Source organism: Planktothrix sp. PCC 11201, from assembly GCF_900009135.1.
In the GTDB taxonomy this organism is placed as follows: domain Bacteria; phylum Cyanobacteriota; class Cyanobacteriia; order Cyanobacteriales; family Microcoleaceae; genus Planktothrix.
On record NZ_LT797685.1, the window covers coordinates 19,629 to 34,688 of the forward strand.

Below are 15,060 nucleotides of genomic sequence, written 5' to 3' on the forward strand. Positions count from 1 at the left end.
AACTTTTGTAAATTGTTTCAACTAATAAAAGTAGCGATCGCACTCTAATCAGTTATCTTAAAAATACCCACTCCTAATAGTTGATCAAGATGACACTATCGATCGCAAAATGGAAACTAGACGACTATCACCGCATCGTCGAAATGGGTCTACTCGATGAGCGCCCCGTTGAACTACTACAGGGAGAAATTGTTCAAATGTCCCCAGAAGGAGAACCCCACGCCTACTATAGTCGAACTGCTGGCGAGTATCTCATGCGGATACTTGGCGATCGCGCTTTAGTCAGTCCCGCCAAACCCATCACCCTCCCCAACGACTCCGAGCCCGAACCCGATATCGCCATTGTGGAACGTTTGGGGCGGGAATATCTCAGTCATCATCCCTATCCTGAGAATATTTTCTGGGTTATAGAATACTCGAACTCCAGCCTAGAAAAAGACTCAACTGTTAAATATCGGATCTACGCTGAAGCAGGAATCTCCGAATATTGGTTAGTTAACCTACAGCGCCGGGAACTAATTATTTATCGTGATCCCCGGAATGGTGAATATGGCTCCAAAATCACCTTAACCGAAGGTGAAGTTACACCCCTGGCCTTTACCGATATCCAGATTCCGGTTGAAGCCATGATTTGCGCAGATTGATCAGGGTATTATGCCTGTTGATTCCTGATTAAAATATTAAAGATGAGCAAAGATTTACCCATCATTTGCCAATCAGATGTAATCTAAATTTGCATCTGTAAATCCAGAATTCGCCAAATATGGTAGAACACAAACGCATTGGTATTTTAACCAGTGGGGGAGACTGTGCAGGTTTAAACGCAGCAATTCGGGCTGTGGTTTATCGGGCGGCAGGAATCCTGGGGTGGGAGGTCTTCGGTATTCGAGAAGCCACCCAAGGGTTCATGACACGTCCTGTGAACAGTGTTCCTCTGACTATTGATAAAGTCGATAATATTCTCACCGCCGGAGGGACAATTTTGGGAACCACCAATAAGGGTGATCCCTTTGCCTTTCCGATGCCGGATGGCAGTTTGCTCGATCGCTCTGAGGAGATTATTGAAGGTTATCATCTCTTGGGATTAAATGCCTTAATTGGAATTGGGGGAGATGGCAGTTTAGCCATTTTGCGACGCATTGCCCAACAGGGAAATATTAATTTGATTGGCATTCCTAAAACCATTGATAATGATGTGGGTAGCACGGATTTATCTATTGGGTTTAGTACCGCCGTTGATATTGCCACGGAAGCCCTAGATCGACTGCACTTTACCGCCGCTAGTCACAGCCGCGTGATGATTTTAGAGGTGATGGGGCGAGATGCGGGACATATTGCTCTCCATGCGGGAATTGCGGGCGGTGCGGATATTATTTTAATTCCTGAACTTCCTTATAGTTTGGATAGCATTTGTCAGCATATTGCAGAACGACAAAAACAAGGGAAAAACTATTGTTTAGTCGTGGTGGCAGAGGCGGTTAAAACAGAAACGGGAGAACCTGTAACCATGATTAATCGCATGGGACAGGCCCGTTTGGGTGGCATTGGACAATATCTAGCCGATGAAATTTGCGATCGCAGTGGGGCAGAAACTCGGGTTACGGTTCTCGGTCATATTCAACGGGGGGGAACTCCTTCACCCATCGATCGAATTATTGCTTCCGCTTTTGGAGTGGCGGCGGTGGATCTGATTGTTGAGGAGAATTATGATCGGGTTGTCGTTTGGCGCGACCGGAATGTGTCGAGTATTCCAATTTTGGATGCGATCGCTCAATATCGGGCTGTTAATGCCGATGATATCTTAGTAGAAACCGCCCAAAGTATGGGGATTTGTTTAGGGAATTAATTCTGTTGTAAAGACGTGCTGTAGCGCGTCTTTACGGGGGCTTCATTCTCCTATTTGCATTGAACAAAAGCCACAAACTGACCAGCGAGATAATTCCCCTGGGGGAGTTGGACAGTGACATTGGGGACATAGGGGAAAAGATTGCGATCGCTCTTTTAGACGATTAGCCCAACCTTCAAAGGCCGTTAATGGGGTCAGGGAGGAACGCCCGGTCACCTCGCCCACTGCTTTTGGAATCAAAATCTCAACCCGACTGGGATGTTCCTGCCACATTTGAGAAAACTCATCTTTCTGAGAAGGCCGGGAAACCGATTGATCACCAGGGAGTTGATAGTGCCATCCCGCCGGAGAAAATTTGATATCCTGAACTGGAAATAAAAGTTTTTGATGCAATTTATGGATAATTTGCAACCGTCTGAAGGTTAAATCCTGAGACCAAGTGGCACTAGAGGTGGCAACATTCAACACCCCTCGGTGCCAAGTGACTGGACGAGTATGACGACTGGCTAAAGTTCCCACAATTTCAGACCAACATTGACAGAGATCTTGAAATTGTTGCTGTTCTGGGGTAAGAATCTGAGATTGAAGGCGACCTAAAATATGATGGAGGGATTGCATTGTTAACCAAATCAGTAAAATGAATCAAAATATAGATAAACTGACATTTAATATTGAAGATTTAAACTCGAAAGTCCCTATTTTTAAAATTAATAACCAGTGCTTAGGAGTTTAACCATGAGTCAAGCATCTGAGATCAAGTCCCCTCAACCCTCACAGCCAGAATTAAAACCCCAACTCAAAGCGGTTTTAGGTTATTTGGATGTGCAACTCGAATCAGAATTAACCCGTTATCGGCGTCATCGACGACGCACAAAACAAACTACACCCGACCCCAACGGACAAAGCAACTCGCAGTTTGAACAAGCGACCGATGCCGTAGCCGTGGCAATGAATGACACCGCAGCATCGGAGGGAAAACTGTTTGAACCCCAAACTCGACCGTCGGGTTGGGAAACCGTGGTTCCTGCAAAATCGGCACCTTTGGCTATTGCGTCTCAACCTTCATCGACCACCCCTCCTCAAACTAATGGGGCTGAACCTGCGGTTAGTTTTAGCTTGAAGTCACCCGCCCCAACTGCAACTTCATCGGATGGATATTTAGAATCGACGGAAGCCCTGATCAAAAGTATAGAAGAACGGCGCCCTAACCCCCAGGAAAACCGGAGTTTGATGGCTAGTCTCTTAACACCCCTGGGCATTGCTTCAATGTTTCTGTTCTTGTTATCCTGTACGGCTTTAAGCTATGTGATCTCGTCTCCCTCCGGTCGTACTAGCTTGGGTTTGGATCGGTTTTTTCCCACCCCAACGGCTAACCCGGCTCCGGCTAATCCTCCAACCCTAGCCACAACAGAAACATCCCTGCCTCCGACGGATTCCCTCTCGCCCAATTTAGCGGCCAAGGAATTTGTTAACTTGGATTTGGATACCTTGAGCCATATTAATCCGAATCAGAATCCGGTTTCCCTTCCTTCTGTCCCGGCGACCTTACCCCCGAGTCCAGCCACAACCTTACCTGCACCCTCAAACAACCTAACATCCCCGAATGATCCGGGTTTGAATAATCTGACCCAGGAATTATTACCCAAAAAACCTTTAACTCCTGTTGCTCCAGTGTCGAAACCGGGAACCAATACCTCAACGGTTCAACCCGGGGGCGGTGCGGTTCCTAAAATCGTGACCGCACAGAGTCCAGCTAGACCAACTGAACCGATAAAATCCGGGGACGGATATTATTATGTTGTGCTGGATTATAGTGGCGAACGCTCCTTTGAACAGGCGAAAGAAGTGGTTCCCGATGCCTATATTGCGGAGTTCAAAACGGGTAAAAAAATTCAACTGGGTGCCCTAACCGATGCCGCCGGAGCTAAACGCCTACGGGATGAGTTACAAGTTCAAGGGATTCCTGCCTATTATGATGTTCCTAAGCCCTAATTGAATCCAGAAATCCGGCATTAACCTACCCCTAATAGTTTTAGATTATAGGCTGCATTCTTTAACTGTTGGGTTTCTAATTTGGTTTGGCTAATTCCCATAACTGTTTCTTGAGCGCCATTATTAATAGAATTCATGGCTGTGATGACTTCTTCAATGGCGAGAACTTGCTGTTTTGAAGTGAAATAAATCTGTTGAGAACTTATGGAAACTTGATCAATTGCTGCGGTAACTTTGCTGAAAATTGCCGTGGTGTCTTCGGCGATTTTTAAGTTATTTTCCACGGTATGTTTGCCATCGACCGCCGCAACAACCGTACCTTGAACCCCTTGTTCAATTTTAGCAATTAATTGATTAATTTCTTGAGCAGATTTATGGGTTTCATCGGCTAACTTACGGATTTCTAAAGCAATTACATTAAATCCCAAACCATGCTCTCCGGCTCTAACAGCTTCAATGGAGGCATTCAGAGCTAACATATTCGTTTGATTGGCAATATCACTGACTAAGTTACTAATACTATTAATTTGTTGGGCTTGTTCATTTAGGGTGGTAATTTGACGCGCAATTTCACCTACTTTTTTGTCTAAAGTCACCATCCCTGACATGGTTTTAGAAACGGCGTTTGCCCCGTCCTGGGATAAAATTAAGACTTGTTTAGTAATTTGGGCTGCGGTTTCAGCTTGTTGGGTGGCTTGACGAGAAGTTCGCCCTAATTCGTCCATTGTAGTTGTAGTTTGATTCACCGATGATGCTTGTAAGGCGATAATTTTTTCTTGTTGTTCAACGGTAGCGGCAATTTCGGAGGAAGAATTGACAACGGTATTAACTAATCCTTTGAGACTTTGACTAATGGGGCGGGCGATCGCTATACTTAAAATAATACCTAAAGATATGGCTATTACAGGCCCAAATATCATAGCTAAAACGCTAAAATTTCGACTATTTTCAATGGTTTTATCTGCCTGAATTTTAGATGATTCTGCTATATTTTGATTTTCTTGAATCACTTTTGCTAAACTTTGAGATGTAGCATATAAAATGGGTTGATTAATCGAGCGATCTTGAATATTTAATTTTGATAAAAGCAGGGATGCTTGCTTGGCTATTTTCATTTCTGGGGAATTTTGTTGACCTGTTTTCCATAATTTAATTTGGGTTTGAGAGGGGTATATGATTCCAACTTTTTGAAATTCATCGTAAAGATTAATAAAATTTTTCTGCTGTTTTTCCCATTGTTGCCACCTCAATAGAAATTGCTGCCATAATTGGTCTTCTTTCTGGGTTCGAGGTAATTTTTCATACTCTAAAAAACCGGTGTTAATTAAATCAAGATTTTCTTGAATTTGTGCAATAGTAATTTCCCTATTTTCACCGCCTAGACAAGTATTTAAAAGGCATGATTGTTTGGAATCAATATTTCTCAATCCCTGATCAATCTTGGCTAAACTTACAATTGAAGGCAATCTGACTATGCTAATTTCATTGAGTTCATTGCTTAAATTTAATGTTCTTTGCCATCCTAAAAAGGCTACCAAAAATATAATTAATCCCATTAACACAAAGGCATTAATCATTTTAAATTGTAACTCACCTCGTTTGAAAAAATTAATTATTTTTTTCATGATCAATTATCCTTGAACTCGATTAATTTTTATTGCGAACAAAACTATAATCTAAAATTTGTTCTATATTGACAGATTTGGTAATCAATTTATTCTTTTGCAAAAACTGATAAATTTTTTCAGCCGCATAGGGTAAAGAGGTAAAAGTTTCTCTCCTTTCAAAAGCAGTTAAATTTTCTGATAAGCCTTTGATTGAAATTTGGGATTCATAATTTTTAAAGTCTTGAATTGTTAACCCAGATGTATAAGCAATAATTTGATGAGATACGTCTGGATTTTTCTGCATAAATTCAACGGTATCAAACCAACTATTAACCAGAGCTTGTACGACTTGAGGATTGGTTTTTAGAAATTTACGATTCACAACCAAATGATCAGAAATAACTCCGGGGAAATCTTTCGAGGTTAATATAATTTGACTGCCAGGAAGATTCATAGCTTCCTTAGAAAAAGGAATATAGGTGATAATAGCATCTACTTCTCCTTCAACAAAAAGGGCAGCATTAGTAATTAAATCATGATTAAGTGCTTGAATATCTGAGGGCTTTAAGCCATATTTTTCTAGGGCTATCAGCAGCATAAAATTGCCGACAGATTTTGATTCAAGAGCAATTTTTTTGCCTTTTAAATCCCGAATATTATTAATTCCTGGTGCAACAATAATTTGGTCACCTCCCGTAGACCAATCGGTGAGAGCTACAATCACTTGATCAACTTGTGAATCTGTCCCCATTAAATAAATTGTATCATATAAAGTATGGCAATTTGCATCTAATTGACCCGAGGCAAAGTTAGTGAATCCCGTGGTATAATCAGAAAATTGTAAATCAACATCCAGATTGTTTTTCTCAAAAATTCCTTGCTCGGCAGCAATTTGCCAAACGGCACATCCCGGCCAATTATTAAACCCTAGGCGCACAGTAGAAGCAGGAGTTTCTGTTTCTAACTTTGGCTGCAAGATTTGACAGCTTACGATCAAAAATAAACCGATTAAAAATAGGCTGAAATTCATTAAAGGTTGACGTTGCTTCATGGTTTTTACTAATATTTTATCAAGAAAAGAGATAAAGAGTTTACTGACAACTATTATATCTAAATCAAGAATAATCCCCGAAAACTTAATACTTTTACCGTTAATAAGATCGTTAATCTTTCTGAGGTAACTTCTAATGTTGAGTTCCCCACCTATGGAGTTCGGACTAAATTTTGTGGCTTTTGGCTCAGAAATACTACCCATGCGATCGCAGATGCGTTACAATTATTAATAGATTGGAACAATATTGACAATTTTCCAAAAATTCAGCTTACTTAGACCTAACTTATGTCTCTCCCCATTCGCAACGTAGCAATTATTGCCCACGTCGATCACGGCAAAACGACCCTTGTGGACGCACTTCTCAGACAATCTGGCATTTTCCGTGAAGGGGAAGAAGTTCCAGATTGCGTCATGGACTCTAATGATATTGAACGGGAACGTGGGATCACAATTCTATCTAAAAATACCGCAGTTCGCTATAAAGAGACCGTTATTAATATTATCGATACCCCAGGTCACGCCGACTTTGGGGGCGAAGTGGAACGGGTTTTAGGGATGGTGGACGGTTGTATTTTAATCGTCGATGCCAACGAAGGGCCCATGCCTCAAACCCGTTTCGTGCTGAAAAAAGCCCTGGAAAAAGGACTGCGCCCGATTGTGGTGATTAATAAAATTGACCGTCATCGGGCGGAACCACACACGGCCGTTGATAAAGTCTTAGATTTATTCTTAGAACTCGGCGCCGATGATGACCAATGTGAATTCCCCTATTTGTTTGCATCCGGTTTAGGAGGCTTTGCCAAACGCACCCTAGAGGATGAAAGCTCGGATATGCAGCCCATGTTTGAGTATATCCTCGAATATGTTCCGCCCCCAGTGGGAAACCCGGAAAAATCCTTGCAAATGCAGGTGACAACCCTGGATTATTCTGAATATGTCGGGCGCATTGTGATTGGAAAAATTCATAATGGCGTGATTAAAGCGGGACAACTCGCCTCCTTAATTAAGGAAGATGGCAGTATTGTTAAAAGCAAAATCTCTAAATTAATGGGATTTGAGGGCTTAAAACGCATTGAACTACAAGAAGCATCGGCGGGAAATATTGTCGCCGTGGCCGGGTTTAGTGATGCCAATATTGGGGAAACTATTACCTGTCCCAATGACCCCCAGGCCTTACCGTTAATTAAAGTCGATGAACCGACCTTACAAATGACCTTCTCGGTGAATGACTCGCCCTTTGCTGGACAGGAAGGCAAGTTGGTGACTTCGCGACAAGTGCGCGACCGCCTAATGCGAGAATTGGAAACCAACGTCGCCCTGCGGGTGGAAGAAACCGACTCCCCTGATAAGTTCTTGGTATCGGGACGGGGGGAACTGCACCTGGGGATTTTAATTGAAAATATGCGTCGGGAAGGGTACGAATTCCAGGTATCCCAACCCCAGGTGATTTACCGCGAAGTCAATAGCCAACCCTATGAACCCTTTGAATATCTAGTCTTAGATGTGCCTGAAGATGGCGTGGGTAGCTGTATTGAGCGCTTGGGCCAACGGCGGGCGGAAATGCAGGATATGTTGGTTGGTGGCAATGGCCGGACTCAGTTAGATTTTGTGGTGCCTGCCCGGGGTTTAATTGGGTTCCGAGGGGAATTCATGCGGATGACTCGCGGGGAAGGGATTATGAACCATAGTTTCCTGGAATATCGCGCCCTATCTGGAGATATTGAAGCCCGTCGGAATGGGGTGTTAATTTCCTTTGAGGAAGGGGTGAGTACCTTCTATGCGATGAAAAACGCCGAAGACCGAGGGGTGTTTTTTATTACGCCTGGGACTAAGGTGTACAGAGGCATGATTGTGGGGGAAAACAACCGTCCCCAAGATTTAGAACTGAATGTCTGTAAAACCAAACAGTTGACCAACCATCGGGCTGCCACAGGGGATGAACTGGTGCAGTTACAAGCGCCTGTGGAGATGAGTTTGGAACGGGCTTTAGAGTATATTGGCCATGATGAATTGGTGGAAGTGACTCCCCAGTCTATTCGTCTACGCAAAGTCAGCAAGAAGTTAGTCAAACGTTAACTTTTTCTTAATCCCTAAAAATGTAGAGACGTGCCACGGCGCGTCTCTTTTGGCTCTTAGAAGATAAAATTACGGTTAAGGGAAGACTATATACTTTTTTCTTAAGTATGTTATAATCTTGATAACAAAATTCAATATTAAACGTTCATCTCCCCCAAATGCTCAATCAAGAGGGATGCGTTCTGGCGTTTGGGGAAGACGGAAGTAGGGAATTTTCCCGAAGGAACGCACAACACAGTTTCACCTGAAATTAAGGGTTTGTTGTGATGTTAGTACCTTCTTTATTTTCTTTCGCAATTTCCGTTTTTGCAGTCTTGTTCAGTCTGAGTACCAACGAAGAAATCGTTCGAGTCATGGCTAGGGGAGTTGCTGCTATCAGTTTGTTGGTCAGTTTAGCTTTAGCACATTGGTTAGTGTTACTGATTTTATCAGTCCCCGTTATCGGTGCTAAATTGGTCAAAAATGCCGGATAAATCCCAAAACACCCTGTTTAGTTCTAAGGGTGCAAAAATCCACAACCAACTCAATACTAATCTATTATGCCCCGCATTAGCACTCAGTAACCAACGCGGGGTTTTTGATTCCCTATTCCCTATTCCCCATTCCCTATTCCCCATTCCCCATTCCCCATTCCCCATTCCCCATTCCCCATTCCCCATTCCCTTAAGAATTAGGAAGATTATATTGTTCGACGATTTGCTTGGCAAAATCAGGAACATGAGCGTCTAACTTCTCAGGATGATTCCGTTTAACATACAAATAATTCCGAGTAAAGTGAGAATCTATGGAAAATCGCGCATATTCCAACCCCCGGGGGCCGATTTTATCAATCACCACACCCATTAATTTTGCTGCCCACATTGGTAAGGTAACGGCTTTATCGTAGGCGGGAATACTTTGCTGTACGGCGGGTTTCCGATTTCCTTGGGCGATGACAGGTTTAGTATCAATTAAATCTCCCACTAAGTCTAACATTTCCTGTCCGGTTTGATTTCTAACGACAATCCATTGCCAGCCAAAAGTTGCCCCCATATAGCCCACCACTAAATCCGCCAGGGAGTTAACATAATCAAAACAACTCAAACAAGATGGGGCAAAAATATCCTTTAATTCCTTAGTATTTAACCCAAAAAATGGCACGGTTTCAGTAGAGCCATCCTCATGTTTAAAGTGAACTCGAAAATCCTGCATAAATTCATAATAAACCACAGTATCAGGGGATTTGCTGGTGGTTTCTAGGAATTTTTTTAACCCTGCCCGGGTAACATTATCCACACAGGGAGTTCCCAAAACATAGAGTTTTTCTAATCCCAGTTCTTTCTCAACTGCCCTTAATGCTTGGATTTGACAACCTACCCCAATCACTAACAGCCGCTTCATTTTCGACTGTTCGATTTGTTCTAATACCGATAAATTTGGGGATAGGGTGGGTTTATTAACTTTTGCAGCTAAAATTTCCTCTGGGGTTCTCGCAATAATGGGTTGAGGTTGAAAACGGTCTTCTTTGCTATTCTGAACACAAACTACTCCTTCCACTAACCCCCGGTTGAGCATTTCAATAGCAATGGTACTCACAATTCCCGTCCATTGGGCACCCTCAATAGGTTCTTTTTTTCGAGCTTGCATCATATCTTGATGCACCCCAAAATAGACATCATCCCAGTTTTCTAAATTGCGGCGACGTCCGTGGGCTTCTGTTTCTAATTCGGCGATTTGTTGATTGAGAAACGCACAGGCTTCTTTAACATAATGAATATAATAGGTGTCGCACAGACCGCACTCGCTACAGAGTTCTTTCGCCGGGCGACGACTCCCTGGTTTCATACCTTTAGCTTTGAGATGTTTGGCGGGCTCTTGTAGTGAAGTCATTGAAAGTTAGGTTTTGTGATATCTAAATTACAAACATGGTGGCATTTTACCATAATGACTTAGAACAAAGGAAAATAATGATATTCTCTACGGGAATCAAGCAAATGAACGGCTCCTGGGCGGTGAAAACATTGATGTCACGGGCTTAAAGTTTGATCTGGAAAAGATCACGTTCATCGGTTTTGAATGTGATCTTTTCTTATTTAAAAATGAAATTAACTGACTTGTACGACCCCGTAACGACTGGTTAATTTGTCCAATTGATTGACTAATAAACTTAGGAATAGTCCCACGTCGGTGACAACGCCAATGGACTCCACGGAACCGCGATCGCTGAGTTTGGTCACAACGGCCGGGTTAATATCCACACAGACCATTTTAACTCCCGAAGGGGTCATATTCCCCACTCCAATCGAATGCAGCATCGAGGACAGCATCAGAATCATATCCGCGCCCTGCAAGAGTTCGGCATAATGTTCTTGGGCTTTAATTAAGTCCATTTGGGTATCCGGCAGGGGGCCATCATCTCGAATCGAACCCGCTAGGGAGAAGGGAATGTTATTTTTCACACATTCATACATTACCCCACTTTTAACCAAGCCATGTTCAACGGCGGCGGCAATACTCCCATAACGACGAACGGTATTAATTACGTTTAAATGATGTCGATGTCCTCCTTTAACAGCGATTCCTTGTTTCATATCCACACCCAGGGAGGTTCCCATGATTGATTGTTCCATGTCGTGAACGGCGATCGCATTTCCCCCTAATAACGCCTGGACATAGCCTTCACGGATCAGATGGGATAAATGCTGCGCCCCTCCGGTATGGATCACCACTGGGCCGGCTGTGACCACGACTTTACCGCCGCGATCGCGAATTTGGCGCAATTCCCAGGCGACCTGTTCCACAATCAACTCAACCCGACGTTCACTGGAGACTCCAGATGACATAAAGCTGAATTCCTGGGGTGCATTCCGAGCTTCCCTGGATTCGGTTTTGCGGATCGTGCGAAGACCCACCACATCCACCACAACCCGTTCTCCGACCTTTAAATCCCGCAGAATCTTACATTGGGCTACTAGACCGTTGGGGGTTTGGGAAATCGCGATCGCGCCGTCCATGCGTTGATTTTGAACGGTGATCCATTCTCCATTCATCCTGACTTCCGTGGGATAAATGGTGGAGACGTAGAAATTATCAGGACTAACGCCATCTTGTTCTACAGGTTGTAAGCGGGCGTCTCGTTGGTCATCTTCCAAAGACACCACACCAATATCAATTAATTGGCTAATAATTTCTTCCATCACCTCATGGGAGGGGGCCGAAATTTTAATCTCGGCTTTCGAGGTGCTTTGGCGTTGTTCCCCTAAATTAAAGTTAAGGACTTTGAAACTCCCCCCGCCTTCGACGACTAAATCTAGGGCGCGGTTAATTAACCCGGCGTCTAATAGATGTCCTTCCATCAGGACGGTGTGGCTTTCGACTTTAACCACAGCATGACGATCCACAATCACAGGTTCAGTCACCCGCAGGGTTAAACATTTAGCAGCTCCACCTGCTTTCAAAAACTCAGTTAAGGGAGTTTCTAGGACAGTAAAACCGGCTTCTTCGAGTCTGGCTTTGAGGTTTTCGCTAACTTTGTTCATAATCACCCTCTGATTGATATTGACGGTGTTACAAGCAAAGTTGATGGCATCGGGTTCTTCTACAATAATCCGTTTTTCAGGGGGAATTCGTAGTTCAATTAAGCGATTTGAATAGGAATCAAAAGCGGGAGGATAATACATTAAATACCCGCCTTTTAAGGGACAAAAACAGGTATCCAAATGATAAAACCGTTCATCCATTAATCGCAGGGATAGGACTTCAATATCCAGCCATTCAGCAATTAGGGGGTGGGAGTCGAGTTCAGACCGAAACCCATATCCTGCCCATAAATAGCGCCCTTCCCGGTCAAATAATGCGTCTCCAGCACCTTCAAAGGGGAGGTCTTTCGGGAGTTCGTGGACGGTAAATCCTTGACTTTCAAACCAGGTTTTGAAATAGGGTTCTTCCCCTTGACGTTCCTTATGATAAAAACGACTAAGAACCACGGTTTTATCGAGAACTAACCCGGCGTTGGCGGTAAAAACCATATCCGGCCAGCCTTTGGCGGGGGTTACTAAGTCAACAATGGCGTGTTCTTTGATCAGATGGTACAAACTTTGCCATTGTTCTCTAGCCTTGTCAAAGGAGGATTTGTGGATGTTTCCCTCCATCCAAGGATTGATTACATAGTCCACATCATAGTGGTCTGGAGAACACATCAGAAAGCGAATTGATTCTGTCATTTTAGGTACAATAGGGTAGACACTACGGTTTTCTACCGATAGAAGATTTGAGTCACTACAAAATCCCACTTCTCAGGTTGAGAAGGGGGAGTTAGTTCTATAAAAAGCCGACTTTTAATTATATCACCCGAATGTGGACAAACCCTTCGATTAAATGTGAGGAAAACCTGACATTGACTGATGAATCACATTGATTTCTTCTTAATGGGTTGGAAAAAAGCGATTCTATTTTTCTGAGTCTGTAGTAAAATAAATTTTTATACCGCTACCTACAAGTTTTTTGATCCAAGCACAACCCAACCCTCAGAGGTTGGGGAAATTTTCCCATACCCAAATAATTTTAAGAGGATTAAATGATGTCTTCAGACAATTCAGCTATTTTTAAGATGACTACTTGTTCTCTAAATCATGAGGAGAAAACGGGTAAGGTTTTGGCAATTTGTACCTATGGAGATGGACGAAAAACGGTTTGTTTTCAAGTTGACAGTATCGGTCAAGGTCAATGGATTTCAGTGACTGCGTTATTAGATTTTACGAATGAACCAGTTTCTCTGACAAAAACAACAAGTGTTACTTCATCAGCAGTAGCAGATATTAGTCTGCTAGGACAGTTTGTGACAAATCTTGTAAAAACGATTCAAAATAAAGCCAATGAAGATATAAAATTGACATATTATTCACTAGAACAAGCCCAAAAAACCGTAGAAGAGAGCTTGAAAGTATCTAGTCAATCGGTTGAAAATACAACTCAACAAATTACTAATATTCTTAATGGGATTACTCAAACATCAGAACAATTTGTTAAACAATTACTGCAAAAAATCCTTAACTATTGGAATGAATCTTGGAAAGAAAGAATTTTAGAGTGTATTCTGATTTTGGATCTAGGGGAAAAAGCACTCACTATTGTCAGTAAAATCAAGAAAAATTATCCGAATTTTTCGAGCAACCAAATTGCTCAAAATGTCATCAATGAAAAACTCTTGTATTCTTTGATTACCGGTATGGTTGGTGCAATTCCAGGAGCTACTTTTTTGGTAGATCTAAGTGTAACGACACCCTTATTAATTCAAATGGTTTATGAAATTGCTGGTGCTTATGAGCAAGATATTAAATCCCCGGAATCAACACAGGAGATTGTGGCAATTTTATGTTTAACTTTGACAGTTGATAATTTACCCAAAATGGGTTTAGGATTTTTACTTAAACATACTCCGATTGCAAGTTGGGCAATTAATCCAATAATTAATGCTACCCTATTTTTAGGGGTTGGATATGCAGCTTGTCAGTATTATGAAGTTAAATTAAGTGGGAAAGATCCTCTTTCAGCCGAGACTTATCAAGAGTTAATTGCTGAGGTTAATAGCTATTTTGCTCAATTAACTGCCGAAGTAAATAAAGTTCAAGAAATAGTTAATCAAGCAATTGCTTTAAAAGACAAGTTACCCGCAGCAACTTAAGAATAATTGAGGTTGATTTGAATAAAAAAAAATCAACCTCAATTTAGTTAAGAATAGCGAAAAAGTGGGTATTTCCTATAACCTTTGATGCCCGGAAATAAATTTCGGGCTAAAAGCTAAAACTATCTAAAGATAGTTAAAAATTCAAAAAATAACCCGTTTTAACGGGTTTAAGCTCTGAGCCGGAAATTTATTTCACGGCTCTATCATCAAAATCTGAGTGAATCCACCCCTACAGCAAAAACTATCTAATCCTTATCTCGATAATCGGGTTCTAAACCCAAAATTGTAGTCCCATAAGAATGATGTTCTTTTTGATTATTCACATAGGCTTTAGCATCTTCTAATTGTTTACCCCCTAACGTCAAAACCCCATATCCATGTTGCCAACTAAACCCTACATTTGAAGCTGAAGGGGTATGATTCAAATGATAAGCACTACTCCCTTTAATATTTTTGACAAATTCAGAAACCGATAATTTTGGAGGGATAGAAACCACAAGATGAATGTGATCCTCCACACCCCCAATTGCATGAATAATACACCCCAAATAATCCGCTTTACCGATAATGTAACCATAAAGCTCTGATTCTCGATCAGCCGTTATCAAAGGTTGTCGATTTTCTGTTGCCCACACTAAATGATAATAGGTACGCCAAAACGCCATATCAAATCCATTAATACCAGATCAAATGTCAATAAACTGAAACTATAACCTAAAGCAGATGACAATAAGCTAATTCCTTGTATCAATATGTTTATTATAATTCTCAGTAATCGGTGCATCAAATAGAAAGAAGATTTTCGTCTCCTCAGAGCAAA

12 protein-coding genes and 1 riboswitch are annotated in these 15,060 nt (G+C 42.1%); of the genes, 6 read left to right on the top strand and 6 right to left on the bottom strand.

The features are described 5' to 3' along the window. The first annotated feature begins 89 nt into the window (after positions 1 to 89). Together PL11201_RS00550 and PL11201_RS00555 are read left to right on the top strand one after the other, a co-directional pair. Entirely contained in the window at positions 90 to 644 is a 555-nt protein-coding gene (locus PL11201_RS00550) for a Uma2 family endonuclease (RefSeq protein WP_079676707.1), read from the top strand. 119 nt (positions 645 to 763) lie between these two features. Next, the gene (locus PL11201_RS00555) at positions 764 to 1,846 is read left to right on the top strand and encodes an ATP-dependent 6-phosphofructokinase (protein ID WP_079676708.1); all 1,083 of its coding nucleotides are present in this window, start codon (positions 764 to 766) and stop codon (positions 1,844 to 1,846) included. Between the two features lie 42 nt (positions 1,847 to 1,888). Here the strand turns inward: PL11201_RS00555 and PL11201_RS00560 are convergent, their stop codons facing one another. Beyond that, on the bottom strand, positions 1,889 to 2,464 hold the full coding sequence (locus PL11201_RS00560) for a DciA family protein (protein WP_079676709.1): 576 nt from the start codon (positions 2,462 to 2,464) through the stop codon (positions 1,889 to 1,891). Between the two features lie 117 nt (positions 2,465 to 2,581). On the opposite strand from PL11201_RS00560, the gene PL11201_RS00565 reads away from it, so the two are divergent. Next, the gene (locus PL11201_RS00565; protein ID WP_079676710.1) at positions 2,582 to 3,838 is read left to right on the top strand and encodes a hypothetical protein; all 1,257 of its coding nucleotides are present in this window, start codon (positions 2,582 to 2,584) and stop codon (positions 3,836 to 3,838) included. 20 nt (positions 3,839 to 3,858) lie between these two features. Here PL11201_RS00565 and PL11201_RS00570 read toward each other — a convergent pair whose 3' ends face one another. Both PL11201_RS00570 and PL11201_RS00575 read right to left on the bottom strand, forming a co-directional pair. Next, entirely contained in the window at positions 3,859 to 5,463 is a 1,605-nt protein-coding gene (locus PL11201_RS00570) for a HAMP domain-containing methyl-accepting chemotaxis protein (RefSeq protein ID WP_079676711.1), read from the bottom strand. 22 nt (positions 5,464 to 5,485) lie between these two features. Then, complete coding sequence (locus PL11201_RS00575; RefSeq protein WP_159451486.1) at positions 5,486 to 6,496, bottom strand: ABC transporter substrate-binding protein; 1,011 nt, start codon at positions 6,494 to 6,496, stop codon at positions 5,486 to 5,488. 288 nt (positions 6,497 to 6,784) lie between these two features. Here PL11201_RS00575 and typA point away from each other — a divergent pair, with 288 nt between their 5' ends. After that, positions 6,785 to 8,575, top strand: coding sequence for a translational GTPase TypA (gene typA / locus PL11201_RS00580; RefSeq protein WP_079676713.1), 1,791 nt, complete (start codon positions 6,785 to 6,787; stop codon positions 8,573 to 8,575). Between the two features lie 140 nt (positions 8,576 to 8,715). Further along, a riboswitch (Glutamine riboswitch) is annotated at positions 8,716 to 8,807 on the top strand. Positions 8,808 to 8,841: 34 nt separating this feature from the next. Beyond that, positions 8,842 to 9,048 carry a hypothetical protein gene (locus tag PL11201_RS26350; protein ID WP_159451487.1) on the top strand — a complete coding sequence of 69 codons (207 nt, stop codon included), beginning with the start codon at positions 8,842 to 8,844 and terminating at the stop codon, positions 9,046 to 9,048. Between the two features lie 190 nt (positions 9,049 to 9,238). Here the strand turns inward: PL11201_RS26350 and PL11201_RS00590 are convergent, their stop codons facing one another. Next, entirely contained in the window at positions 9,239 to 10,444 is a 1,206-nt protein-coding gene (locus PL11201_RS00590; RefSeq protein WP_079676715.1) for a Coenzyme F420 hydrogenase/dehydrogenase, beta subunit C-terminal domain, read from the bottom strand. A 215-nt stretch (positions 10,445 to 10,659) separates the two neighbouring features. Beyond that, the gene (locus tag PL11201_RS00595) at positions 10,660 to 12,777 is read right to left on the bottom strand and encodes a bifunctional arginine dihydrolase/ornithine cyclodeaminase (RefSeq protein ID WP_079676716.1); all 2,118 of its coding nucleotides are present in this window, start codon (positions 12,775 to 12,777) and stop codon (positions 10,660 to 10,662) included. Positions 12,778 to 13,163: 386 nt separating this feature from the next. On the opposite strand from PL11201_RS00595, the gene PL11201_RS00600 reads away from it, so the two are divergent. Then, complete coding sequence (locus PL11201_RS00600) at positions 13,164 to 14,237, top strand: EcsC family protein (protein ID WP_234996584.1); 1,074 nt, start codon at positions 13,164 to 13,166, stop codon at positions 14,235 to 14,237. A gap of 248 nt (positions 14,238 to 14,485) precedes the next feature. On the opposite strand, the gene tnpA is transcribed toward PL11201_RS00600, so the two are convergent. After that, positions 14,486 to 14,905, bottom strand: a complete 420-nt coding sequence (gene tnpA / locus PL11201_RS00605; RefSeq protein WP_079676718.1) for an IS200/IS605 family transposase — start codon at positions 14,903 to 14,905, stop codon at positions 14,486 to 14,488. Positions 14,906 to 15,060: the final 155 nt, after the last annotated feature.